Consider the following 23627-nt stretch of genomic DNA (forward strand, 5'->3'; position numbering starts at 1 on the left):
ACCGGTGAGCTGGTTTTATTTTATTAACTGTGTGTGCCACATAGCATTATCGCAGCAGCGCGGCAACTTCAACACTTTATTTCTATTTGACCTTATGCTCTACATCCGGAAGCAGACCCGTAAGCAAGCCTATCAGTGGCAGGTAAGCGCATACGTCAAATACATAAGCAATGCTGGTCCTGTCAGCCAGTTCTCCCAGCAATGCAGAACCGACACCACCCATACCAAATGCAAGTCCGAAGAACAATCCGGCGATCATGCCCACTTTACCGGGTACCAGTTCCTGTGCATAAACAAGAATGGCAGAGAATGCGGATGAAAGGATCACGCCAATAAATACACTAAGTACGGATGTCCAGAACAGGTTAGCATGTGGTAATAAAAGCGAGAAAGGCGCTACACCAAGTATAGATATCCAGATCACGTATTTGCGGCCGATGCGGTCACCCACGGGGCCGCCGATAAAAGTACCTGCTGCAATGGCAAACAGGAAAATGAAAAGATAAACCTGCGCACTCTGTACAGATACATGGAATTTATCCATGAGATAGAATGTGTAATAGCTGGTCATACTGGCCATGTAGAAGTATTTCGAAAAGATCAGTACCAGCAATATGCCCAATGCAAAAACGACTTTGCCTCTGGGCAACTGTACGTATGTTGAGGTATCTGCACCTTTCGCCTTACTACGGATGCGATGTGTATTCTTCTTGTACCACGATCCGATATTGATCATCACTACAATGGCGAGCAAAGCTGCCAGCGAGAACCAGCTGATGCTGGATTGTCCTTTTGGTACAATGATCATCGCTGCGAGCAATGGCCCCAGTGAGCTGCCGGCGTTTCCTCCCAACTGGAAAAGTGATTGCGCCATACCATGTTTTCCACCGGAAGCCATATAGGCCAGGCGTGAAGCCTCGGGATGGAAGATGGAAGAACCGACACCGACCAGTGCTACAGACAGGAGTACCAGGTAAAAGTGGTGTGCCTGGGAAAGACTGATCAGTCCCAATAGGGTGAAGCCCATACCAATGGCAAGCGAATAGGGCTTTGGGTTCTTGTCTGTGTAATATCCTACCAGTGGTTGCAGCAGAGAGGCCGTTAGCTGATAGGTGAGCGTGATCAGCCCTATCTGGCTGAAAGAAAGCCGGAGGGAATCTTTAACGATGGGATAGATAGCGGGTATCAGTGACTGTATGGTGTCATTGATCAGATGGGAGAAGCTAAGTGCCACCAGAATAGAGAATACTGTATTCTGCGCGGCCTGCTGTGCCTGCGCTTTTGCGGTTTCCTGTAATGTTTTTTCCATGATATTTACTTTGCTGGCTCGTCGTTATTATGTTGGGTAATACGTTGGGCCCATTGCCATGCTTTCTGGGCATCCCTGGCAATGATGGCGTTTAAAAGATGCTTATGCAAATGCTGGGTTTCTCTAAAGCTCTCAGCATTTTTGAACTGCGTTATAAAGTGATTTTTCAGGTGATGCGCCACTGTTTTATAGAGGTCGGTGAGGATGCTGTTGCCGGATGCTTCCGCGATGGTTACGTGGAAGCTGATATCAGCCTCAATGGCGCCGGCTGTATCATCTGCAATACCCGCTTCCTTTCTCTTTTTCAGATAAGCCTCCATCTTTTCAATATCCTCCGCCGTTCTGTTGAACGCGGCCTTTTGGGCTATCTTCATCTCCAGCAGCTGCCGTACTTCGTCCAGGTCGTCCACTGCAGCCCGCTTTATCCGTTGGGGGAATGGTTCTTCAATACCAGTACTGGCCTCCACGAAGGTGCCCAGTCCCTGTTGAACACGTAATACACCACTGTTGGCCAGAATGCGTACCGCCTCCCGTATGGACGACCGGCCCACGCCATAGGTTTGCATTAAAGCCGGCTCTGTGGGTAATTTCTCGCCCGGTTTATAGACCCCCAGAGATATCTGCTCCTGTAAGCGCTGGGCCACTTCGTCGGCCAGGCTGTTTCTCTTAATAGACGTCATAAGTTAATCATCATATCATCTGATGATTCAAAGGTACGGGAATCTCCCCGTTTCCTCACACCTTTTTTTATTTATCTTTGCGCCTCTTATAAGAAATGAGCTATAAAACGTGCAACTTTGTAAGGGGTTCCACCAGACTTTAAAACAAGACTAACAAATGAAAGCATTTAACTTTTTTATTCTATATCGTCTGCCATTGGGTATTATCTTCCTGTTAGGTGGTGTTGCACTGGGTATTACTGTCGGTTGGTGGGAAGCTACTATTCTCCTCCTGATCGGCGTGGTTTGCCTTGTTACACATTTCATGTTCGGCCCTATGAGGCTGGTACAGGAAGCGGTGGAAGCTGGTGATATTGAAAAGGCGATGGGAATGATGAACAAGATCGCTTTCCCTAAACTGCTGTATAAACCGATCCGCTCTGTTTACTATTTCATGCAGAGTAATATGGCGATGTACAATAAAGACCTGGATAAAGCGGAAGCAACTATCCGTCAGAGTATCAAATCCGGTAGTCCGATGAAGGAATACGAAGGCATGCAATACTTTCAGCTGGGTACCATCGCTTACCAGAAAAACGATATGAAGGAAGCCGACCAGAACCTGAAGAAAGCGGTTAGAATGGGGCTGCCTGACAAAGAAAACACTGCTGCCGCACTGCTGACACTCGCTTCCATTGCGATGAGCCGCAGGGACTTCAAAACGGCAAAAGATTACTTCCGCAGGGCGAAGGCACAAAAGCCTACCACCGCGCAGATAGTAAGCCAGATAAAAGAAATGGATAAATACATCTCCCGCATGCCCGGTTGATGGACCTGCTTATATGAGAAAGGCGTCCTGTTACAAGCAGGGCGCCTTTTTTATTGCCTTAATTATTTGTATCTATGATACAATATTAAAATATGTAATAATCAATTAAACCTTATTTTTGTCCAAAACACAGTCATCCTATGTTCGGTTTGTTCAGTTTTGACCAGATTCTGGCTATTACCTTCACTCTTTTCGCTGTTATTGATATTGTAGGGTCTATTCCCGTACTGATCTCCCTGAAGGAAAAGCTGGGCCATATCGACTCAGGAAAGGCTACCATTGCCTCAGGCTTCCTGATGATCCTGTTCCTGCTTGTCGGAGAGCCATTCCTGAACCTGCTGAGCGTGGATGTTCACTCCTTTGCGGTGGCTGGTTCAATTGTGATCTTCGTGATAGGTCTGGAAATGATCCTGGGGGTGGAGTTTTTCAAAAGTGAGAAAGATACTAAGACAGGCAGCCTGATACCAATCGCATTCCCGCTGATAGCCGGTTCAGGTACCCTGACCACCATTATGTCGCTCAAAGCCAACTACGAGGAAACGAATATCCTGGCGGGCATCCTTCTGAACCTGGTGATCATCTATGTTGTATTGCGCTCTCTGAGCTGGATAGAACGCATCCTGGGTAAAGCGGGACTAATGGTAGTACGTAAGTTCTTTGGCGTGATCCTGCTGGCCATTGCCGTGAAGATATTCAAGAGCAACCTGAATATGTGATTGAAAATAAGTAGAGGGGCTTTTGTAATTGATCGCTAAATACATTAGTTTTGCCTTCCTTTCCTGGTGAACAGGATGGCTTCCGGCCTCGTAGTACAATGGATAGTATAAGAGTTTCCGAAGCTCCAGATACAGGTTCGATTCCTGTCGAGGCTACAAAAACAGCCAGTTTCGATTTCCGGAACTGGCTGTTTGCTTATATGGTGTCTTGAATCTATTTCTTTGCTTACTTTCTTTTTGCCTCTAAACCCAACATGCTGTACATCCTCCTGCAACTACGCGTGTGGCCTCATTTTAAAAAACATCTTCACACAAAAAAGGAACTTTCTGAATGCATTGCGTTTCTTCATTCCCAGGAAATAACGCTGGTGTTTGAAGAATAATCGCATGCGTTTGAAGTTGTTCGGAAGAGAATAACTTTCATAGCTATCATACAGCTCCTGGAAGATCTTTCTTTCCTTTTCCAATGCCGCCGGGCATGCATCGCGGAACAGGCGGAATATTGTCCTCGTATCCTGCAGCTTTGCTTTCAGGTCAAATTTTTTGCCGGTAATATTGGAGTGATGCTGCCTCCATTGTACAAACGCAGTATTGATGTATTGTACCTCGCCATAGAGTGTAGCAAAGAATGGCAGCCAGAGGTCATAAGCTGCCTCTTTGGGATATGGCATGGCTGCAACTGCGATAGCCCTTTTCATGACAAGGGAATGGCCTGCTACACAATTGTCAGTGGCGAAATAAAGACAACTATCAAAGGGCGTCTGGTGCTTAAGATCGGAATGTTTCCACAGGGGCTGAAGGTCTTCTGAAACCAGCTGTGAATCGCTGTAGATCATAGGATGATCTCCTATGGCATTCATTAACACTGCTGTTTTTTCGGGCGCCCATATGTCGTCCTGGTCGGAAAAGGAAATGAACTTTCCTGTGGCCAGGCTGACCGCTTTTTCAAAGTTCCTCGTATAACCAAGGTTGGAGGTATTGCGGAATACACGGATATGACTATGCTGTGCCGCATATCGTTCCAGGAGCTCAAAAGTATTGTCCTTACTGCAGTCATCAACTGCTACAATTTCGATATTGGGATAGGTCTGCGCGAGCAGCGAATCCATTTGTGCTTCCAGGAATTTCGCGCCATTATAGGTTGCCATCACTATCGATACAAGAGGAAGCTGTTTTATTTCGCCAGACATAGAAATAGAATAAGAAAAATACTGTTTAGAAAGCCGTTATCCGGTTCAGCGGCGTAAAAGTATTGATATTATTCATATTTGCATAGAAAACAGCCTGGTTGGGGCGGTCTCGTCTGTATTGCAATAAAAAAGGCACTGATGATACTTTAATATCATCAGCGCCCCTATTCAGTCCGTCAAATTACTTCTCTAAATTCGATTTCAGGTTGTTAAGCCCCGTCTGCAGATCATCTCCGATCATTTTCTCAAAATCCATGAACAACAACATCAGGTTCATGGGATAATTCATATGCCCGTCGAAACCCCATCTTACCTTGGTTGTTGTGGGAGAAACGGCTTCGGTCTGCATATAAGCCTGTTCGGTAGATTCAAAGGGCTTAATGAATCGTAATTCAAAGTCAACCCTTTCGCCTTCATTGATTTTTTTGATTTCCTGTTCGCCTTTACCTACATCTTTTTTCTCGCTGTCCCAGGCGGAAATAAAACCAACAGTGCCATCTGTACCTGTGTAGGTCTTTTTCATTGCCGGGTCCATCATGGCCCATTTGCTGTAGTTGTCCTGGTTTTTCAGGAGTTTGATGTAATCAAAAACCTCCTGTTTTGGTTTATTGATCACAATTTCCCGTTCAACACCATAGCGCTTTTTAGTAAAAGCAGCGAGTATCAATACAATAGCGACTAGTACGACGATAACAAGCAGGATCTTCTTTAATGCTTTCATGTGTGTAGGTTTAAGTTACGTGAAATGGTTTTCAGGTCTTTTTTGATTTGTATCAACAATGTAAAATAGGAATTGTTCTTGTCTCTAATCATCGTCCTGCCATGTCATGCACGTGATAGTATACAGATATGTGGCACAGACAGCTTGCCCATGCTGTCTTGCAGGTTTCCAACCCCTCATTTTCATGAACTCGTTGCAAAGCACATTCCGCAGGCTGGCTGGGATCCGGTCGTCCGTAATAACAACATTCGTTACAATGCCCTGTCGATTGATATAAAGTGTTGCTCCCCGGAAACTCGTTATCGGATATTCGTGTACCTTCTTATAATAGGCAGATATCAGTGGGATGATTTTCCTGATCCCATACTTCATAATGCCCTCATCTCCACCAGGATATGCAGGAGGAACCTCGGTAACACTATAATAAGTAGTACACCGGGACTGGGAGAACGCGGTTATTTGAAGTCCGGATAGCAGTAAACAGGCGGCAAGTAATGATTTCATAGTCAGCGGATACGCCAAATTACGACTTTCCATTATCCACATCCGTTCTCAAATCCATTTTTTTTCTCCAACTTACAGGCCTTTGGGGATTTTTATGAATAAAGACGATCTATATTGGTTAATATCCACCTCGCCAGCTATACAGATGTTGCGGCTGCGTAATACGCACTGGATCTTACCCTTCTTATATGGTGTTTTTAAAGAGGAGAACAGATTTTCTATTTCTGAGGTCCAGCTGGTACGCCTGCTGGCCGAGACCCTGAGCCAACAGGATGATGGAACTGAAGACCTGGAAGAAGCAAAGATCAACTTTGGAGAAGATGAGGAAACCCGCAGCCGTAAATATATCCTGAACTGGGTACAGAAAAGGCTACTGCAGGACCTCCCGGATGCAGAAGGAAATACCCAGTACCAGCTCAGCGCCTACACCGAGAAGGTATTCCAGTGGATGCAGACCTTACAACTACGCCAGCACGTAGGAACGGAAAGCCGTTTTAAGCTGTTATTCAATTCCTTACGGGATATTGTAGAGAATACAGAAGACGACAGGGCCAAGAAACTTGAAATACTGAAAAACAAACGGGCTGATATCGATAAGGAGATCAAAGCCCTGGAACTGGGTATCGTGCCGGACAGGTACAACAATGCCCAGGTGGAAGAGCGACTGGAACTGTTTACACGCCTGTGTTACGAATTGATCAGCGATTTCAGAGAGGTGGAAGACAATTTCAAGGCCATTCATCGTACCATCGTAGAGCAGCACACAAAGGCAGAGCAGAGCAAAGGTGCCATTATAGGGTTTGCCTTTGAAGCGTACGACTCCCTGCGCAATAGTAACCAGGGAAAGAGTTTCTATGCTTTCTGGGACTTCCTGATCTCCCGGGCAGGCCAGGAAGAATGGCGACAGCTCACAGACCAGCTGCTGCATACCATGGCGGAAAGAAAGATTGGCGGCGATGAACAGTTCCTGCAGAATATCAAGTCCATGCTGCTACAGCAGGGAAAAACCGTATATGACGCCAACGATAAAATGGCCGAAAAGCTCAGCCGCATTATATCTGAGAAAGAAATAGCCAGGCATAGACGCCTGCGCAAGCAGATCAACAACATCAAGGAATTTGTCTTCGACCTGATAGAGGAAGATGACAATATTGATTGTGGCATAACCTTGGATGATAGTGTGGGCATCAGGATGGTAATGGAAAAGAAACTGGCGCTGGAACAAAAGAGGACAACTGTAGAAGTGAAACAGCCGGCCAATGCCACCGAACAGATAGAGGATATCACAAGGTTCAGCAGGTTACTGAATACATCCTTTATCAACCGTAAACAGCTATGGGAGAAAGTGGAGCATGCATTGAAAGATAAGCAGACGGCTACGTTGAAAGAAGTGCTGGAACATTCCCCCCTGGAGAATGGCCTGGCAGAGATCATCAGTTATTATGATTTCCTGCGTGAGAAATCCAGCCGTGCATATATCGTGAAAAATACGACAGAACTGATCCCGCTAAATGCGGAGCAGACAAAATTTGTAGAAGTTCCCTATTTATTATTTGGTAAATAACAGAGCGGATTTATTATGAGCACATCGAAAATATTACCTTATGCATCAGTAGTGGTAAAGCTGCTGAAAGGCCCGGTGGAATACGTGGAGAAAGGCGCCTGGGAAAAATTACTGCAATACAAGGTTGAACTGACCGGCTTCCTGCAACAACTGGGGTTGCTCCTCGTACTGGATGAACAGGATGGCTACGCTTTTGTGAAACATGCACTTTCGGAAGATGACGAAGCATACGTTAGCTGGACACAAAGACGTTCTTTCAGCTACGAGGAAAGTATCATGCTCGTATTACTGCGGGAAATGATGGCTGAATTCGAGATCAGCGAATCAGCTTCCCGGGAGCTCATCAAGAAACGTCGGGAAATAAAAGAATATGCGGAGCTTTTCTTCAAGGAAGGCGCCAGCCGTATCAAATTTCTCAAAGAAATAGACAGGTTAATAGATAAAGTAGAAGAAAGCGGGTTCCTTCATAAAATGGAAAACCACGAAGTAATAGACGAACAGAAATTCAGGATCAGAAAGATCATCAAAGCAAAAGTGGACAGTGAAGCGCTGGAGAATTTTCAGCAGCAGCTGATGGCACATGCCGGAGGCGTTGTAGCCGCTGAATAATATACCTGTAAAAACCTTTTATTAGCACAATGCAGTTAAACGTTTTTAGTACTGATAATCAGAAAAGTGGATTCCGCCTGCAATACCTGGAGGTATTCAACTGGGGTACATTTGATGAACATATACATAGTATCAAACCTAATGGTGAGACCAGCCTGCTGACAGGTGCAAATGGTAGCGGTAAGACCACTTTCATTGATGCGCTGCTCACGTTGATGGTACCGGAAAAGAAATACCGTTTCTATAATCAGAGTAGTGGTAGTGAAAAGAAGGGCGACAGAACTGAGGATTCATATGTAATGGGTGGATATGGCATGGTCAATAACGAAGCGACCGGCATAACTAAAACCCTTTACCTGAGAGAGAACAAGGAAGAGGCTTACAGCATCCTGCTGGCCAACTTTGCAAATGAAGCTGACCAGGCAGTGACACTCTTTCAGGTGAGGTACTTTGTGAACGGAGATATGCGTAAGATCTTCGGTGTGGCCCACCGCGCGATGCATATCGCTGACGACTTCAGCCCCTTTGACCTGGGTGGTAACTGGAGACGTCGCATTGACCAGTTGTACAACAAGGGCGGTCGCCGGCAGGTAGAATGGTTCGACGCTGCCAGCAAATATGCACAACGCATGGTGGATGCCCTGGGTATGCAAAGTATACAGGCATTACAGCTGTTCAACCAGACGGTAGGTATCAAGGTATTGGGTAACCTGGATGACTTCATCCGCACCAATATGCTGGAACCGCGCAATATGGAAGAACAGTTCCAGGAATTGAAGAAACACCTGACAACCCTGCTGGATGCCCAGCGTAATATAGAAAAAGCAGAGGAGCAGATCCGCCTGCTGGAGCCTGTTAAGGAACATTATGAGAACTTCTCTTCTTATCAGACCACTATCACCCAGCTGAAACAGGAGCTGAACACCGCTACCATCTGGAACAGCTTTACGCGGAATCAACTCCTGACCCAGGCCTTGTTTGAACGCAGGCAGGAAGTGCAGAGCCTTCTTAAAAAAATAGAGGAAGCAAAGATCAATATGGCCGACTTGCTGGAACAGGAACGTACTACCCTGAACCTGCTGGAACAGAATAAGGCCGGACAACGCCTGCAGCAACTGGAGAAAGAGATCCAGGACCTGGAGAAAAAGCGCGTAGAAACAGAAGAGAACCTGAAAGAATTTTCCGCCTGGTGCGACACTTTGCACCTGAAGGAAAATGACATGAACGATGAAGCAACCTATCAGCGGATATTGAAGGAAGTGCATCGTAGCTCCCTGAAACTGGAAACAGAACAGCGTCTCAACGAGGAGGACGAATACAGTGCCAAAAGAGTAAAAGAACGTGCAGAGAGTGAAAAAGAAACCCTGGAGAAGGAGATAGAGATGTTGCACCAATCACGCAATAACATTCCTTCCCATCTGGTAGCACTACGCAAAGAGATCTGTAACAACCTGAAGATTGATGTCGGTGAGATATTATTTGCCGGGGAGCTGATCCAGGTAAAAGCAGAGGAGATTGAATGGCAACCTGCGCTGGAAAAATTACTGCATTCCTTCTCACTGCGTTTGCTGGTGCCGGAGAAACATTACAAGAAGGTAACGTCTTACGTAAACAATAACAACCTGCGTACGCGCCTGATCTATTATCAGATCAAGGAGTCTGCATTGACGCTGTATCCTGAGGATGATACAGTATATCACAAACTTGATTTCCATCCCGATCATAAATTAAGTCCCTGGGTTCAACAGCAGATCATCCAGCAGTTCAGCTACGTATGTGTGAATGATGAGAAAGCACTGCAACGTCATGAAATGGCGATTACGGTGGAGGGCCTGATCAAGAACCGCGACAGGCACGAAAAGGATGACAGGAGCGGCAGTAATGATGCTTCCCGTTATGTGATGGGCTGGAACAACGAGCGTAAGAAAGATGCGCTGATATCCAAAAGAAATAAACTGAATGAGGCGATCATCTCATCGAATGAGATCCTGCAGACCTGTAAGTCAAGGTCTGGTCGTTTGCAAAAGCAATTCTATGCAATAGGACGCCTGAAAGAACACAAAGGGTTTGACGAGATCAATGTTGCGAAGATCCAGAAAAGCATCCGTAAGGCGCAGGAGCAGATAGGTGCATTGACAGATGAAAACCAGGAACTGGATGCACTGAAACAACAATTGCTGGATATCGAACGGCAGAAGGAAGATAACCAGGAAGCACAGGCGATGCTTATCAGGAATGAAGCGCTGGAGCAGCGTAACATTGCAGATATGGAGGAAGAGCAGCAGGCCATGCAGCATCTGTTACAGCATATTACAGAAGCTGACAAGGATGAATTGCTGAACTTCCAGCAGCTGCATAGTCACCTGTTAGGCAACGTGACGCTGGACAATATCGGCGCCATCTATAAGTCACTCCGCGAAAACAAGGAGCAGGACCTCAAACTGGCAGAAGATGCCCGTCATAAGGAAGAGGTGATGCTGAACAGAAGTATCAACCGTCTGAAGAGTCCATCTGCGGAAGTGATACAGAAGTTCCCTGACTGGATCGCCGATGTACAGGCCTTCTCTGATGATGCAACGCATGCTACAGAGTATATCGAGTGGCTGAATAAGCTGACCACCGATAACCTGCCGAGATTCAAGAAAGATTTCGAAAGTTATATCAACGTTACGATCACTTATAAGATCGGCGGACTGAATGAGGAAATGGAGAAGTGGGAACGTGATATTTCCAATACAATACAGAAACTGAATCATTCGCTGAGCGGTATTAATTTCAACCGTCTTCCGGATACATATATCCAGCTGGTGAAAAGGCCTGTTGCCTCCGGCTCTGAAGCCAGGGAATTTAAGGGGCGTTTGCTGGACGCTTTACCGCAGGCAGCCAACTGGCAGCAGAGTAGCTTTGAAGAGAAAGCACTGCATTTCCGTGAGAAGGTACAACCGCTTATCGCCGCATTGGATGAGAGCGAGGCTTACCGTGCCCGCGTACTGGATGCCCGTAACTGGTTTGAGTTCTGGGCAGATGAGCGCTTTAGGGAAACGAATGAGTCCAAGAAGATATACCGACAGATGGGGCAGTTGTCCGGTGGTGAGAAAGCACAGCTGACCTACACTATTCTATGTAGCGCTATTGCTTACCAGTTCGGTATCACCCGCGAAGGGAAGAATGCGCGTAGCCTGCGCTTCATCGCAGTGGATGAAAGCTTTAGTAACCAGGATGAGGAAAAGGCAACTTACCTGATGGAGCTTTGTAAGCAGTTGCATCTGCAATTGCTGGTGGTAACGCCGAGCGACAAGATTCAGATCGTACAGCATTTCATTGCTCATGTACACCTGGTACAACGTGTGAACGGGCGTCATAGTGTGTTGTATAATATGACGGTGAAAGAGTTGCAGGATAAAATGGAAGATACCGGGGTGGTAGTCTGATATGTGCTCGCTATAAACATTAACTCCGTCAGCCATCCTTATTTAAAGGATTGCTGACGGAGTTTTTTTATTCGCATTAATAACTCATTTCCACAATCTTCTCAACATCATCTGGTGTTAATGCCTTTCTTTCACCTAAGCCGTTCCAGCCTCTTTCCGTGAACCTTTGAGAGATGATCTGAGCTGTTCCTTCATATGACCCGGTGTACTCAGACAGTCTTGTGCTGATATCGAGGGAGTGAAAGAATTCTTCTGTCATCTTTATGCCGGCAGTAGCCTGTTCTTCCAGGCTCATCGCTGTTACATTCCAGACACGTTCAGCATATTGGGCCAGCTTCTCTTTTTTGCCATTAAAGTTGTAGCGGTAATGAGAAGGTGCAATAATAGCCAGGGTTCTGGCATGATCTATTCCGAACATAGCGGTCAATTCATGCCCCATGGCATGTATCGCCCAATCGGTAGGTACTCCTTTCTGTATCAGGCCATTGAGGGCCATGGTACAGCTCCACATAAAATTGGCGGCAGCCTCATAATCAGCAGGATCTCTTATGATCCTGGGTGCCACCTCTATGAGCGTCTGCATGATACTTTCTGCGATCCTGTCCTGAAGCATAGCGCCGGCAGGGTAGGTCATGTACTGTTCCAGCACGTGTGTGAAAGCATCCGTAATACCATTGGCCAGCTGACGTTTCGGAATGGAGGCTACTACCTGTGGGTCGAGAATGGAGAATTGCGGAAATAGCCCCGGGCCTCCCATGGAGAATTTCTCCTGCGTCTCCTTCCTGCTGATCACGGCCCCGGAGTTCATTTCTGAACCTGTAGCCGGTAATGTAAGGACAGTACCAAATGGCAGTCCTTTTTTAGTGGAGATTCTTTGGGATAGTATATCCCATGGGCTGTCGCCTTCATAAAGGGCGGCAGATGAGAGGAATTTGACACCGTCAATAACAGAGCCGCCACCGACAGCCAGCATAAAGTCGATCTTTTCTTCTTTGATCACTTTGAGGGCTTTCAGTAATACCTCATATTCCGGATTGGCAGGAATACCGCTGAATTCCAGTACGGTAAATCCCTGTAAGGCATCTTTTACCTGATCATAAATACCATTCTGTTTAATACTGCCACCGCCATAAAGCATCAGTAGCTTTGCCCCGGCTGGAATTTCCTTGGGGAGATTGGCAATCTGTCCTTTGCCGAATAAGATCTTCGTTGGGTTCCTGAATTCAAAATTTAACATGTGGACGCTGTTTGTTAAGGTGTGTATATTGCTCTTCCTGATACAAAGTAAATGTAAAACTGTGTGCATTATGATTAACATGCTACTATAATAAATAGTTGCAGATAGCTGGAAAAATCAGGGGTGCGTATGACATAATGGCGAAAATGCATGTTTGACAAGGTCAATTATGTATGTGGCGTTAACGGGAGCATGTGTTATTATTGTTTGGTTATTAAGTTTATAAAATATTGACTTAATCAATTATGTATATAGAGACGTATTTGTTGATACTCGTCTTACAGAGATGCAGTTTTGGCAGTGTAAATACATGAATGATGTCCTGATTTTAGCAAAACTTTAGATTTAACAGTTCTATCTTGTGCATGAAAACAGGATATAAGGACTATGATCAGAGCATATAAACTATATACAGGCGAAGACGGGCATTCTCATTTTGCAGTGGGTACAGTAACACACCGGGACGTGAATGAAGCAGATTCTATCATGTTCAACGAAACAGCACCCCATTCTACCTATGACTGGCATCCTGCACCGACTACTCAATATGTCATTACCCTATCCGGAACGTTGTTGTTTGAGACATACCTGGGGGAACAATTTACCCTAAGACCGGGAGAAATACTGATCGCTATGGATACCTATGGCACCGGGCATAAATGGGAGTTGATCGATGATGATCCCTGGAGAAGGGTGTATGTGACTTTTAAGGAAGGGGTGGATATCAATTTTGTGCCTGACGGCGAATGATATTAACGACTAAATAAGTGCCTTAATTTTAATCTGGCAAGTATTAGAAAGGAACGGCGATGGTAGGGAAGTATAATGGTTTCACCTGTGAACACATCTTGAACTTCTGATAGAGTAATACACAGTTCACTTGTATTTGAGAAGTTGTTTACAGGAACAGTGTATTCTGCGGTTTCATACCCTATCCCTGATGCCTGAACGCATATTTCTCCATGTGTTTTCCTTACATTTAATTTGAAGCTCCCATCACTTTCTGTAATCATGCCTGTCTTGGTTCCTTTGATCACTACTGATATGCCTGTAAGTGGGTTATTTTTTATGTCTAAAATTATTCCTCTGATCAGATAAGACGAATCGCTTTTTTCAACAGGAGTTTTTTCGATGTGGATCACGGGACTACCCGACTCCTGTAACTGAATGGTCTCGTGCGTTGTTTGGGCAAAACCTTTCGTAGAAGTGAAAATGAATGTCGTCAATGGAGCTAATAGAAGGGCCGGCAGAAATCTTCTCCTGATAGGTTGAGTTGCTTCAAGTGAGCGGTTGAGCTGAGATGCGTAATAATGCCCACAGCTTTTACCAGGATGCGCTTTATGGTACTGAAGTATTTGCTCATCGCTCATTTGTGTAAAGTCTACTACAACCTTTTGGCAGCTTTGACAAAACTTGCCTTTCTGCACAGGCAGCATATTGTTCCATGATTCATTACATGGCCTAGGTATGGATATTCCTGGTGAGGTATTTTTCATACGAGCACTAACAATTTAGAAGATAGAATGTTTATTGGTCAATATTCTTTCTTCTATCAATGGGCATACTGAGCTCTTTGCTTAATTGTTCAGCATGAAAGCGTCCGCAAACTTCTTCACGTCTGTTCCTGGGGTATGAAATGATCTGCTGATCACTCATATTCGAGAAGTCAGTTACCGCCTTCTCGCAGTTTTAACAGAATCTGCCTTGCTCAGTAGGCGTCATGTCTGCCCATGTCTCATGGCAGGGTTGAGGAACAGATAATATGAGCGGCGCTTTTTTCATATTGGAATAATTATCCTTGTGACAGATGTTCAGTAAATTCTTACGGTGAAGATCAATGGAATAGATGTCTTACTTTGTATCTCAGCCGCTCCCATAATGTTATTCTTCTGAATTCTATTCCTCCTTTGTACTGTGGATGCATAGTAATACACAACATCGGTTCATGACTCGTATTAGGAATCCCCGCCAGAGGTAGAATAACTTCCTGTGTATAAAAACCGGGATATGATATGACCAACATGATAGTTTTCTCCTTGTAATCTGATGGGATCTCTAAGTCGAATCTTCCCGTAGTATCTGTACTAGTGCCTATTGTTGTTGTGTCTAATCTTACGCTGGTATACCAAATGGGATCACCTGCTTCATCAGTTATAATGCCTGTGATATGCGGTAAGGTATCTGGCTGCTGTTGGGGCTTTACTGCCACATCAGATTTTTCAGGCATTGTCTGCACTTGTGTCGCTTTACCATTGGCTTCTACAGATGGAATACTTACAGATAGTGCTGTTAACATTGAGCAATAGATACAAAGGGACGCTTACGTGTGTTATCAGATGAAATGAGTTGCCTGTTCAATTGCCCTTCCCGAAAGCTACCACAGATATTACCTTTGCTTATGTTGATGAAAGAGATGATTTCGTGATCACTCATGTTTGAAAAATCAATTACCGTCTTCTGACAGCTTTGACAGAACCTGCCTTTGTCTGTCGGTGTCATTGCGTCCCATGATTCATGGCAGGGTGTAGGGATCGATAGTATCAGCGGAGTTGTTTTCATGGTTCGTCAAAGCTAAAGAATGGGTTTCAAAATACATCCTCAACGAAAAAGTTGGCCTGCTTTATATCTAAAACGTTGCCAAAAGTTAGGTTTTGATGTCAGCGAGGCTGCTTCTACCCTGGCAACTGCTCCCATGAATAAGGTTGGCGTTGGGCCTTTACGGATTTGCATTGGAAATTCTATATATGCTACATCATGGCCTGAAATAATGAAGTCCTTTGGAACATACTCACTGTGGTGTACTTCCAGCGTAAGCGGTTTGTCTTTGTAGTTCCCGGGAATTTGCAGCTCGAACTTCCCGGTGCTGTCTGTTAATGCATATACTTCTTGCCCCTTAAGTATGATGATTACTCCTGGAAGAGCAGATTTACTCGCACTGTCTATGACAATACCTTTTATAGGCAGCAAGGTATCCCTATGTTGAGGTGTTATATCAGCTCGCTCAGGAGTTAACTGTATTTTCTCCGGGTTGCTTTTAGCCATGACTGATGGAATGGACACAGTCAATGCTGCAACCATGGCCGCTATTGGTGCTAAGACATTCTTTCTTTTATTGGCGGGCATGGCGAGCTCTCTGCTTAATTGTTCGGTGTGAAAGCGCCCGCAAATTTCTCCCTGCCTGTTCTTCAGGTAAGAGATGATCTGTTGATCACTCATGTTTGAAAAATCAGTTACTGTCTTCTGACAGTTTTGACAGAACCTGCCTTTGGCTGTCGGTGTCATTGCATCCCAGGATTCATGGCAGGGTGTAGGGATGGATATGATAATGGAAGATGGCTTTTTCATGTGATAGTTGTGAATTGTGAATAATTATTAACTGAGAATAGCTCTCACTGTACCAGTGAATTTCTTCCATATGGAGAGCTCCTGTTTGTTATCAGTAATAAAGTGAATACCATATCCCCCCAATACGGTGGTGTCCTCTTTCAGCATTATATCAAGTGGTTTACTATTCTTCCGTAGTACTACCTTAACATGTTTCTTTGCATAACCGATAAAGCTGACCTCAAGTATCAGCACCTTTTCCTTGAAATCAGGAGGTATCCTTAGTTTGAAATTTCCTTCCTCATCAGTTACTGCCCCGACATTCCGATCTTTTATTTTTATAGTTGCACCCGGCAGCGGCAAGTGGTCCTTATCTGTTTTTATTACGCCTGAAATAAAGCCTACCGGATTCTCTGATGTAATGTCATATGTGGCCCGCTTTTGCTTACCATCTGCGGTTTGTTCTGTTTTAGCTGTGAAGACTGCGGCTTTTACAGAAGGTATCGCTATGCTCAGCGCAGCAACAACAGCAGCGATAGATACATAAGGTTTGTGGCGCTTTTCAGGAACCGGCGCATAAATCGCTCTGTTTAACTGGTCGGCAGTAAAACGCCCACAGGCACTGGCCTTTTTGCTCTTCAATAACTCAATGAGCTGAGCGTCGCTCAACGCAGAGAAGTCTGTCACTGTTTGCTGGCAATGCTGACAAAATCGTCCTTTGTCGACAGGATTCATCTCATTCCATAATTCGTGGCAGGGAGTGGTAATTGACAAAGTATAGGATGATTTCATTTATCTTAATTTTAGGAACACAACAACGATTATCTGGTGCTTAGTTTACAAAGAATATTTGATCAGTGCTGGCTTGTTGATAAGATCTTGATTGATTCTATGAACGTTCTCCTGTTTGACAGGCATTACGGGAGGACATCCGATATGTCGTTGATCAACGGCCATACATATTTCGATATGATCATTCTGCTGAAATTGAGATAATCTATGGACTTGCGTGATGAAGCCAACAAGTGATATTCTTAATGACAGGGAATCTTTTATGTATGAGGGTGGTATTTTTAATGTAAATTCTCCTTCGATCCCTGTTGCTGTACCAAGCGCTTCACTTGTTGGAAACAACCGTAATGTCGCGCCTGGGAGGGGAACACCTGTAGTATCCAAAACAACTCCGCATATAAATCTTACAGTGTTTGCAGGGCGAACTAAAGAAAAGGGATTGGTGGTGCTATCAACCGGAGTAGGCGGCGCCATCACAAGAGAGACAGCTAACGACACCCGTTGGGCAATGGCTTCCGGCATGAAGAAAGATAGTGCTGAGACAATAGCAGTGACAAATATGAAAAGCCCCTTTTTACCGGGAGCCCGCTCCCCCGAAAGGTATTGAGAAATGTTCTGGGTAAAGGATCGGTATCGTTTCATAGCTATAGGATGCGTTAAATGTACAAATTGCATAAAGCAATAATAAAAAAGCCCGGATATTTCTTCCAGGTTCCAATATCACCGCGTTACATTCCTTAGAAACCTATCCACCGCATAAGTGGACAGCTGCCCTCCCGGACCTTTCAGGTTGTAGTCAAATCCATGCGTAGCCCAGGGCAGGGACAGGAAAAAATGTTTAACGCCCTTGACAGTCAATTTTTTATTGAGCCGGATACTGTGCTCATAGGCCACAAGTACATCGTTCTCTCCGTGTATAATGAGCGTGGGCACTGTATGTTGATCTGCAAATTCAATTGGTGAGCTGGCGGCATAATTATCCGGAACGGCGTTATAAGCACCTCCGAGGTAATTCTCCAGGACTTTGCGGGAATCCATCACCAGGGGATTGGCGGGCAATGAATATCCCCATACCATATCTGCAGGGCCATAGAAGTCTATGACGCCTTTCAGGCCCGGTACCTTTTGACGGTACGCTGCCAGTAATGCGATCTGCGCGCCGGCAGAGCGGCCCAGCAACACGAAGTTGCTGGTATCTATCTGAAGAACTGCTGCATGTTCGCGGAGGTAATCCATCGCGGCATATACGTCCTCTATTTGTGTAGGGCAGCGAAATGCCGGCGCCAGCCTGTAGTTGACGGAGGCTACATGGTAGCCGGCGTGCGCCATATAATTATTCAGTTCAGGTAGTTGTTTGCTATCGCCACTGCTCCAGGAGCCCCCATGCACTACGATCACGCATGGCCGCAGGCCTGGTTGCTGTGCGGGATAAAAGTCCAGTGTGGAGGAAGGCAGATCATCCTTACGGTAGGGGAGGGTCTTTGAAGGGACCGGCTGTTGAGGATAGTCTTTCAGCATGGTCAGCAGGCTGAATGGCTGTATGCCGCTGGCATGCTCATTTTCTCCCAGGGCGGCATCCATTTCCGCAGGCAACTGCCTTGCCACTATATATGCTCTGAAAATGGGAGAAAGGAGTATAAAAAGGGTAATAATTCCCAGCAGGGTACCTGCCAGCTGATATTTCCCGGTTATGAACCCCGCCACCAACAGTACAAAGGTGAGCGTGATAAATACCCAGGCAAATTCGGCTACACCAATTGCCAGCAACCATAAGTGATAGGTAGGCGCTCTGAAGACGGCTAAAAGAGATACCAGGAAGGTGATAAAAATTAATGTCAAGCGGATCATATTCAATTTTTGCTGAACTGGTGACGCTGCCTGCTATTCCTCCCGGAACAGCCGTATGTGGGCGGCGACTTTGTCAGGTACTGTTTTGCGTAAAGATACGAATGATGCGTTTTCAGGGCGTCCGGCCATCCATCCAAAACTGCTTTGACTTCTGGGACAATCGCAGTAAATTGAGGGAATCGTATCAAAAAATGTGTGTATATGGCTGAAAGAAAAACGAATTCATCAAACTTCCAGAACCAGTCTTACCTGGAGAATAAATGTCCGCTGAATGAGCTGCTGTTTACAATGAGCCGCCGGTGGACCACAGATGTCCTCTTTTGCATAGAGGAAGGTAATAACCGTTTTTCCGGTATCCGCGAAGAGCTGGCGTATATTACCGATCATATTTTATCAGACAGGCTGAAAACGCTGGAGAAAAGTGGATTGATCACCCGTCATCAGTTTCCAGGCATGCCTCCTAAAGTGACCTATGCACTGACGGAACATGGGGTAGAATTGTGTAATCTGCTGAGTAAACTATGCGATTTTTCAAGTCTGATCTATGAAGACAAAGCTGTCTCTGCCTGAGGAGCAGGCTTCCACGTTATGAAGAACTACGGGATTTAAGTAATCTTTCGTTACTTTAGGCTAACTAAATATCCCAAATGAAAAAAGTTAGCCTGTATCTAAGCCTCTTGCTGGCATCCCTGCATGCCGGCGCTCAATCTACTGATAAACAGCAGCAACAGCGTTTTGCCGGTATAGATAAGATCGTGGAGAAAGTATTACAGGACTGGCATGCCGCGGGCGTAGCCATTGCCGTCGTAGAGAAAGATAAGATCATCTACTCCAAAGGGTATGGTTACCGGGACTATGAGAAAAAGCTGCCTGTTACGCCCAACACTGTTTTTGCCATTGGCTCCTGCACCAAGGCCTTTACTTCCGGCCTGCTCGGGATATTAAGGCAGGAAGGTAAGCTGGACTTTGAAACCCCTGTACGTCAGTATCTCCCCGAGCTTGTATTTAACAACGATGATCTGAACGCACATGTCACCCTGCGTGATATGATGAGCCACCGTACAGGATTGTCGCGCTATGACATATCCTGGTACCTGTTAGCCCCTTCCACGCGGGATTCTCTTTTGCAACGCATCCGGTATATGGTGCCCAATGAACCCTTACGCTACAAATGGCAGTACAACAATTTCATGTTCATGGCCCAGGGCGTTGTAGCTGAAAAGCTGACCGGCAAAAGCTGGGAGGAAAATATCAAGACACGCTTCTTTGATAGTCTTGGTATGTACCACAGCTCTACCTCCCTGGAAGGTTTCAAAGTGGAAGATGCCTCCCTGGGGTATGATGTCGAAAAAGACAGCGTGATTAAGAAGGTCCCGTACAAGAATATCACTGTAATAGGTCCTGCCGGCAGTATCAACAGTTGTGTGAATGACATGGCGAAATGGGTGATGGCCTGGATCAATGGTGGTAAACTGAACGGAAAGCAGGTATTGCCTGCTGCATATGTAACAGAGGCCACCAGCGCGCAGATGACGATTGGCGGGGGGAGACCTGGTCAGGAGTTTCCCGATATATATGGCGGTACTTATGGCCTGGGCTGGATGTTATCTACTTATCGCGGCCACTACCAGGTGGAGCATGGCGGTAACATAGATGGATTTTCCGCCAGCACCTGCTTTTACCCATCCGATAGCATCGGTATTATCATCCTGAGCAATCAAACCGGTTCACACGTACCGGTCCTGCTGAGGAATATATTTTCAGACAGGCTGTTGGGCACGAAATATTTCGCCTGGAGTGATACTGCTGTAAAGAAGCTGAACGAGATGAGAGTGAAGGAAAAAGATCAGAAGAAGAAAGATACTGCTGTTGCGAAGGTGAAGGGTGCAGATGTGATCCGGAAAGATCTGAAGGATTATACGGGTATCTATACCAGTAACGCTTTCGGCCGGTTTGAAGTGATTATGGAGAATGACTCATTGTTTGCGTTACTGCCAGATAGCAAGGAATATCTTAAACACGTATCGTACGATATCTTCCAGACATATACTGTAGATAAGGAAACAGGGATAGACAGTACGGCAGGCGGTACAAAAGTCAAGTTCAATACAGATATCAATGGTGATATTACCAGCGCAGAAGCGGATCTGGGCGTGAAAGATCCTGTGATATTCAACAGGACCCCTAAAGCCCTGCCGCTTAATAACACCACATTGCAGAAGTACATCGGTGTATATTTATTCGGTGGCATGGAGGCGAGGGTTCACATCAAAGGAGATAATCAGCTGATGCTGGATGTACCCGGACAAACAGACTATACTCTGGTGCCTGTTGATAAAGATAAATTCAGCCTAAAGGATGTGAATGGCTTTACGATAGAATTCAATGTAAATGAGAAAGGCGAGGTAACGGGATTGACATCGGTACAGCCAAATGGAAGGTTCAAAGCAGAAAGGAAGAAATGATAAGTGAAGTGATTATAAATAGAAATGCCGCGGATAGATCCGCGGCATTTCTATTTATAATCACTTCACTTATTTTTTCGCTTTCAGCCTGAATTCAATGTTCACTGCGGAATTGATCAGTTTATCCTGCATGGACTTGTCTGCCCTGTAGGTCATACCCCAGAGGGTCCTGTCGATATTGAAATTGGCCATGGCGCTTATCTCGTTCTTTTCAAATCTGATGATAGCCGGGAAGGAGATATTTTTAGTGATATTCTTAATAGTCAGATTACCTTGTATGGTATAATTTGCGTTCTTCATTAATACTTCATTACCTACAGAAGGAGAAAAATCAGACACACTGGTGATCTCGAAGGTAGCTACAGGGAATGTGTTCACATCGAAGAACAGTGGGCCTTTTAACTCGTTTTCCAGTTTGCGTTTGAGTGTAGTATCTGTTTTGGACAGGTCTATATTTTCGAGGGAATTCATTTTAATAATGATATTTCCGCCCGTAATAGCGGTGTCTTTTACTAACAGTTTTCCTTCCTGTATCTTAAAAAGGCCAACATGTTTCCCCGTTGGTTTGGTACCGATCCACTGTATTTCACTGTTAACGGTATCTACCAGGTATGGGCTTCCTACGCTCTCTTTTACCGGATGAGCTTCTGTAATAGTTGCTTTATCAGCTTTGGGCGCCTGTTCGCAGGCAGCCACAAAAATGATCAGCATGATGGAAAGTATATATTTCATAAACAAATTATTCGGTCAGCTACCGGCCACCTCCCGGTTCCCTACCCATACGAATCTTCTCAGGATGAATTCCGGATTGGTGAAGCTCGCATTTCCCGCAGGATTACCTCCCGTCACATGAAAATCAGAGAACGCCGCGTGTTGATTTACCCAGATGAATCCGGTAAAGTTAAATGATACCGGTGTAAATACACTATTCATCTCTTCAGTTATCTTTTCTTTAACTTCCGGGCTGGTTGTATAGGCAGCGCAGGTAATGGCTCCGTGCTGCTGCGCCATCTGCCGGGCCAGCTGTATAGATTCATTGGTATCTTTCGTTTTTATCAGCAACAAAACCGGGCCAAATAATTCCTGCTCGAAGATGTGCTTATCTTCACTACCCACTTCCAGTATCGCAGGTGTGCAACCACGTGCACGGGTAAACTCTTCATTTACCAGCGGCTGACCTTCCAGGATGACTTTTGCGCCCAGTTTGCCGGCATTATGAGCCCGTTCCAGTGTGTTTTCGTTCTGTAAGGCCCCAAGTGTACCTGCACCCATTTTAGGGTTGTTTACGAGGCTTACAACAGCATCTCTGAACTTTTGTACCACTTCGTCAAAGGAAAGTTTCCCTGCAGCAGTAGTAATACCCTGTGCGGGGATGAAAAAATTCTGCGGAGCGGTACACATTTGCCCCGAATAAAGGGATACTGAAAATGCCAGGTTCTGCATTACAGCATCGACATCTGCCACACTATCCAGTATAACGGAGTTGACCCCGGCCTTTTCTGTAAAAACGGTCTTGTCGGGCAGTGATTCCACATAATTTCCAAACTGGCTGCTGCCGGTATAGTCTATCAGCTGAATGCCGGGATGTTCACACAGCGTTTTCGTGATGGGGGCTGCGGAAGTATCTGATGCCAGCTGGCAGAGATTAGGGCTAAAGCCTTTTTCCTGCAATACCTGCTGGATAGCGCTTACCACTATGGCGATAGGCAGGATGGCTTTGGGATGTGGCTTTACGATCACAGGGTTACCTGTTACCAGGTCGGCATAAATGCCTGGCAGTGAGTTCCACACCGGGAATGTGGAACAGCCGATCACCAGTCCTACGCCCTTGGGAATAGCCCGGAAATTCTTTTTCAGTTGCAGGGATGTCTTACCCATGGGTTTTTCCCAGATCAGGGAAGCGGGATAACGGTTGCCTTCATAGTAACCCATAGCGATCGCTTCCAGCGCCCTGTCATTGGCATGGGGGCCGGATGCCTGGAAACTCATCATGAAACTCTGGCCGGTAGTATGCATAGTGGCATATGCAATATCAAAGAAGCGTTCCTTGATGCTTTCCAGGGTTTCTACCAATATATCAGCACGTACGTCTACCTGTGTATTACGCCATTGCGGAGCTGCACTTATCGCCCTGCCTACCAGTTCGTCGGCGGTAAAAAGGGGATAGGTGATGCCCAGGGCCTCCCGGGTAAAAGGAGAAACTTCTTCTCCTGCCCAGGTAGTTTCTCCCGTTTGCAGCAATTGCTTATAGGGCTTCTGCAGCAGGTCTTTATACCGGGCTTCGCCCTGTTCTGCTGCATTTTCGCCATAGGCTTTGGGGTGCTCCGGGTACTGCGAATAGAATGCCCGTTCATGATTCGCCTTAACGGCGCTTTCAATTGTGTTTTGGTGCTTGATGTTAAACATATGTGGAATTTGTGAATTGATTA

22 protein-coding genes and 1 tRNA gene are annotated in these 23627 nt (G+C 45.6%); 9 read left to right on the plus strand and 14 right to left on the minus strand.

The features are described 5' to 3' along the window. Nucleotides 1-82: 82 nt before the first annotated feature. Together MYF79_RS05600 and MYF79_RS05605 are read right to left on the minus strand one after the other, a co-directional pair. A complete protein-coding gene (locus tag MYF79_RS05600) occupies nucleotides 83-1309 on the minus strand; it encodes an MFS transporter (protein ID WP_247812935.1) in 1227 nt (408 codons plus the stop codon). A gap of 5 nt (nucleotides 1310-1314) precedes the next feature. After that, the gene (locus tag MYF79_RS05605; RefSeq protein WP_247812936.1) at nucleotides 1315-1989 is read right to left on the minus strand and encodes a FadR/GntR family transcriptional regulator; all 675 of its coding nucleotides are present in this window, start codon (nucleotides 1987-1989) and stop codon (nucleotides 1315-1317) included. Nucleotides 1990-2146: 157 nt separating this feature from the next. Here MYF79_RS05605 and MYF79_RS05610 point away from each other — a divergent pair, with 157 nt between their 5' ends. From MYF79_RS05610 to MYF79_RS05620, 3 genes are all read left to right on the plus strand, one after another. After that, nucleotides 2147-2797, plus strand: coding sequence for a tetratricopeptide repeat protein (locus MYF79_RS05610; protein WP_247812937.1), 651 nt, complete (start codon nucleotides 2147-2149; stop codon nucleotides 2795-2797). A gap of 140 nt (nucleotides 2798-2937) precedes the next feature. After that, a complete protein-coding gene (locus MYF79_RS05615) occupies nucleotides 2938-3513 on the plus strand; it encodes a MarC family protein (protein WP_199236197.1) in 576 nt (191 codons plus the stop codon). A gap of 84 nt (nucleotides 3514-3597) precedes the next feature. Then, a tRNA-Arg gene (locus MYF79_RS05620) sits at nucleotides 3598-3669 on the plus strand. A gap of 119 nt (nucleotides 3670-3788) precedes the next feature. Here MYF79_RS05620 and MYF79_RS05625 read toward each other — a convergent pair. The 3 genes from MYF79_RS05625 to MYF79_RS05635 form a co-directional block, all read right to left on the minus strand. Next, nucleotides 3789-4703 carry a glycosyltransferase family 2 protein gene (locus MYF79_RS05625; protein WP_247812938.1) on the minus strand — a complete coding sequence of 305 codons (915 nt, stop codon included), beginning with the start codon at nucleotides 4701-4703 and terminating at the stop codon, nucleotides 3789-3791. Nucleotides 4704-4884: 181 nt separating this feature from the next. Beyond that, nucleotides 4885-5424 carry an SRPBCC family protein gene (locus MYF79_RS05630; RefSeq protein ID WP_247812939.1) on the minus strand — a complete coding sequence of 180 codons (540 nt, stop codon included), beginning with the start codon at nucleotides 5422-5424 and terminating at the stop codon, nucleotides 4885-4887. 84 nt (nucleotides 5425-5508) lie between these two features. Then, nucleotides 5509-5928: a hypothetical protein gene (locus MYF79_RS05635; protein WP_247812940.1), complete on the minus strand. Its 420-nt coding sequence runs from the start codon at nucleotides 5926-5928 to the stop codon at nucleotides 5509-5511. Nucleotides 5929-6022: 94 nt separating this feature from the next. Here MYF79_RS05635 and MYF79_RS05640 point away from each other — a divergent pair, with 94 nt between their 5' ends. The 3 genes from MYF79_RS05640 to MYF79_RS05650 are packed head-to-tail and all read left to right on the plus strand — an operon-like array spanning nucleotide 6023 to nucleotide 11532. Beyond that, nucleotides 6023-7492 carry a DUF3375 domain-containing protein gene (locus MYF79_RS05640; RefSeq protein ID WP_247812941.1) on the plus strand — a complete coding sequence of 490 codons (1470 nt, stop codon included), beginning with the start codon at nucleotides 6023-6025 and terminating at the stop codon, nucleotides 7490-7492. Between the two features lie 15 nt (nucleotides 7493-7507). Next, nucleotides 7508-8101 carry a DUF4194 domain-containing protein gene (locus tag MYF79_RS05645; protein WP_149698987.1) on the plus strand — a complete coding sequence of 198 codons (594 nt, stop codon included), beginning with the start codon at nucleotides 7508-7510 and terminating at the stop codon, nucleotides 8099-8101. 29 nt (nucleotides 8102-8130) lie between these two features. After that, nucleotides 8131-11532, plus strand: coding sequence for an ATP-binding protein (locus MYF79_RS05650; protein ID WP_247812942.1), 3402 nt, complete (start codon nucleotides 8131-8133; stop codon nucleotides 11530-11532). A gap of 76 nt (nucleotides 11533-11608) precedes the next feature. On the opposite strand, the gene MYF79_RS05655 is transcribed toward MYF79_RS05650, so the two are convergent. After that, the gene (locus MYF79_RS05655; protein WP_247812943.1) at nucleotides 11609-12769 is read right to left on the minus strand and encodes an iron-containing alcohol dehydrogenase; all 1161 of its coding nucleotides are present in this window, start codon (nucleotides 12767-12769) and stop codon (nucleotides 11609-11611) included. Nucleotides 12770-13156: 387 nt separating this feature from the next. Here MYF79_RS05655 and MYF79_RS05660 point away from each other — a divergent pair, with 387 nt between their 5' ends. Next, nucleotides 13157-13519, plus strand: a complete 363-nt coding sequence (locus tag MYF79_RS05660; RefSeq protein ID WP_247812944.1) for a hypothetical protein — start codon at nucleotides 13157-13159, stop codon at nucleotides 13517-13519. 2 nt (nucleotides 13520-13521) lie between these two features. Here the strand turns inward: MYF79_RS05660 and MYF79_RS05665 are convergent, their stop codons facing one another. From MYF79_RS05665 to MYF79_RS05690, 6 genes are all read right to left on the minus strand, one after another. Continuing rightward, on the minus strand, nucleotides 13522-14265 hold the full coding sequence (locus MYF79_RS05665; protein WP_247812945.1) for a carboxypeptidase-like regulatory domain-containing protein: 744 nt from the start codon (nucleotides 14263-14265) through the stop codon (nucleotides 13522-13524). A gap of 338 nt (nucleotides 14266-14603) precedes the next feature. Continuing rightward, nucleotides 14604-15065, minus strand: coding sequence for a carboxypeptidase regulatory-like domain-containing protein (locus MYF79_RS05670; protein WP_247812946.1), 462 nt, complete (start codon nucleotides 15063-15065; stop codon nucleotides 14604-14606). Between the two features lie 302 nt (nucleotides 15066-15367). After that, complete coding sequence (locus MYF79_RS05675; RefSeq protein WP_247812947.1) at nucleotides 15368-16114, minus strand: carboxypeptidase-like regulatory domain-containing protein; 747 nt, start codon at nucleotides 16112-16114, stop codon at nucleotides 15368-15370. A 27-nt stretch (nucleotides 16115-16141) separates the two neighbouring features. Then, nucleotides 16142-16885 (minus strand): carboxypeptidase-like regulatory domain-containing protein, encoded by a 744-nt coding sequence (locus MYF79_RS05680; RefSeq protein ID WP_247812948.1) that lies wholly within the window; start codon nucleotides 16883-16885, stop codon nucleotides 16142-16144. Nucleotides 16886-16930: 45 nt separating this feature from the next. Next, entirely contained in the window at nucleotides 16931-17560 is a 630-nt protein-coding gene (locus tag MYF79_RS05685; protein WP_247812949.1) for a carboxypeptidase-like regulatory domain-containing protein, read from the minus strand. Between the two features lie 45 nt (nucleotides 17561-17605). Continuing rightward, nucleotides 17606-18733, minus strand: coding sequence for an alpha/beta hydrolase (locus MYF79_RS05690; RefSeq protein WP_247812950.1), 1128 nt, complete (start codon nucleotides 18731-18733; stop codon nucleotides 17606-17608). Nucleotides 18734-18934: 201 nt separating this feature from the next. Between MYF79_RS05690 and MYF79_RS05695 the strand changes: the two genes are divergently transcribed. Continuing rightward, complete coding sequence (locus tag MYF79_RS05695; protein WP_199654740.1) at nucleotides 18935-19303, plus strand: winged helix-turn-helix transcriptional regulator; 369 nt, start codon at nucleotides 18935-18937, stop codon at nucleotides 19301-19303. A 77-nt stretch (nucleotides 19304-19380) separates the two neighbouring features. Then, complete coding sequence (locus tag MYF79_RS05700) at nucleotides 19381-21198, plus strand: serine hydrolase (protein WP_247812952.1); 1818 nt, start codon at nucleotides 19381-19383, stop codon at nucleotides 21196-21198. Between the two features lie 69 nt (nucleotides 21199-21267). Here MYF79_RS05700 and MYF79_RS05705 read toward each other — a convergent pair whose 3' ends face one another. Then, the gene (locus MYF79_RS05705; protein WP_247812953.1) at nucleotides 21268-21930 is read right to left on the minus strand and encodes a YceI family protein; all 663 of its coding nucleotides are present in this window, start codon (nucleotides 21928-21930) and stop codon (nucleotides 21268-21270) included. Nucleotides 21931-21945: 15 nt separating this feature from the next. Beyond that, nucleotides 21946-23604, minus strand: coding sequence for a phenylacetic acid degradation protein PaaN (gene paaN / locus MYF79_RS05710; RefSeq protein WP_247812954.1), 1659 nt, complete (start codon nucleotides 23602-23604; stop codon nucleotides 21946-21948). Nucleotides 23605-23627 lie beyond the last annotated feature (23 nt).

Source organism: Chitinophaga filiformis, from assembly GCF_023100805.1.
Classification (GTDB): Bacteria; Bacteroidota; Bacteroidia; order Chitinophagales; family Chitinophagaceae; genus Chitinophaga; species Chitinophaga filiformis_B.

Coding starts and splice junctions, on each gene's coding strand:
- MYF79_RS05600 (WP_247812935.1), bottom strand. CDS start 1,309: ATGGAAAAAACATTACAGGAAACCGCAAAAGCGCAGGCACAGCAGGCC.
- MYF79_RS05605 (WP_247812936.1), bottom strand. CDS start 1,989: ATGACGTCTATTAAGAGAAACAGCCTGGCCGACGAAGTGGCCCAGCGC.
- MYF79_RS05610 (WP_247812937.1), top strand. CDS start 2,147: ATGAAAGCATTTAACTTTTTTATTCTATATCGTCTGCCATTGGGTATT.
- MYF79_RS05615 (WP_199236197.1), top strand. CDS start 2,938: ATGTTCGGTTTGTTCAGTTTTGACCAGATTCTGGCTATTACCTTCACT.
- MYF79_RS05625 (WP_247812938.1), bottom strand. CDS start 4,703: ATGTCTGGCGAAATAAAACAGCTTCCTCTTGTATCGATAGTGATGGCA.
- MYF79_RS05630 (WP_247812939.1), bottom strand. CDS start 5,424: ATGAAAGCATTAAAGAAGATCCTGCTTGTTATCGTCGTACTAGTCGCT.
- MYF79_RS05635 (WP_247812940.1), bottom strand. CDS start 5,928: ATGAAATCATTACTTGCCGCCTGTTTACTGCTATCCGGACTTCAAATA.
- MYF79_RS05640 (WP_247812941.1), top strand. CDS start 6,023: ATGAATAAAGACGATCTATATTGGTTAATATCCACCTCGCCAGCTATA.
- MYF79_RS05645 (WP_149698987.1), top strand. CDS start 7,508: ATGAGCACATCGAAAATATTACCTTATGCATCAGTAGTGGTAAAGCTG.
- MYF79_RS05650 (WP_247812942.1), top strand. CDS start 8,131: ATGCAGTTAAACGTTTTTAGTACTGATAATCAGAAAAGTGGATTCCGC.
- MYF79_RS05655 (WP_247812943.1), bottom strand. CDS start 12,769: ATGTTAAATTTTGAATTCAGGAACCCAACGAAGATCTTATTCGGCAAA.
- MYF79_RS05660 (WP_247812944.1), top strand. CDS start 13,157: ATGATCAGAGCATATAAACTATATACAGGCGAAGACGGGCATTCTCAT.
- MYF79_RS05665 (WP_247812945.1), bottom strand. CDS start 14,265: ATGAAAAATACCTCACCAGGAATATCCATACCTAGGCCATGTAATGAA.
- MYF79_RS05670 (WP_247812946.1), bottom strand. CDS start 15,065: ATGTTAACAGCACTATCTGTAAGTATTCCATCTGTAGAAGCCAATGGT.
- MYF79_RS05675 (WP_247812947.1), bottom strand. CDS start 16,114: ATGAAAAAGCCATCTTCCATTATCATATCCATCCCTACACCCTGCCAT.
- MYF79_RS05680 (WP_247812948.1), bottom strand. CDS start 16,885: ATGAAATCATCCTATACTTTGTCAATTACCACTCCCTGCCACGAATTA.
- MYF79_RS05685 (WP_247812949.1), bottom strand. CDS start 17,560: ATGCAATTTGTACATTTAACGCATCCTATAGCTATGAAACGATACCGA.
- MYF79_RS05690 (WP_247812950.1), bottom strand. CDS start 18,733: ATGATCCGCTTGACATTAATTTTTATCACCTTCCTGGTATCTCTTTTA.
- MYF79_RS05695 (WP_199654740.1), top strand. CDS start 18,935: ATGGCTGAAAGAAAAACGAATTCATCAAACTTCCAGAACCAGTCTTAC.
- MYF79_RS05700 (WP_247812952.1), top strand. CDS start 19,381: ATGAAAAAAGTTAGCCTGTATCTAAGCCTCTTGCTGGCATCCCTGCAT.
- MYF79_RS05705 (WP_247812953.1), bottom strand. CDS start 21,930: ATGAAATATATACTTTCCATCATGCTGATCATTTTTGTGGCTGCCTGC.
- paaN (WP_247812954.1), bottom strand. CDS start 23,604: ATGTTTAACATCAAGCACCAAAACACAATTGAAAGCGCCGTTAAGGCG.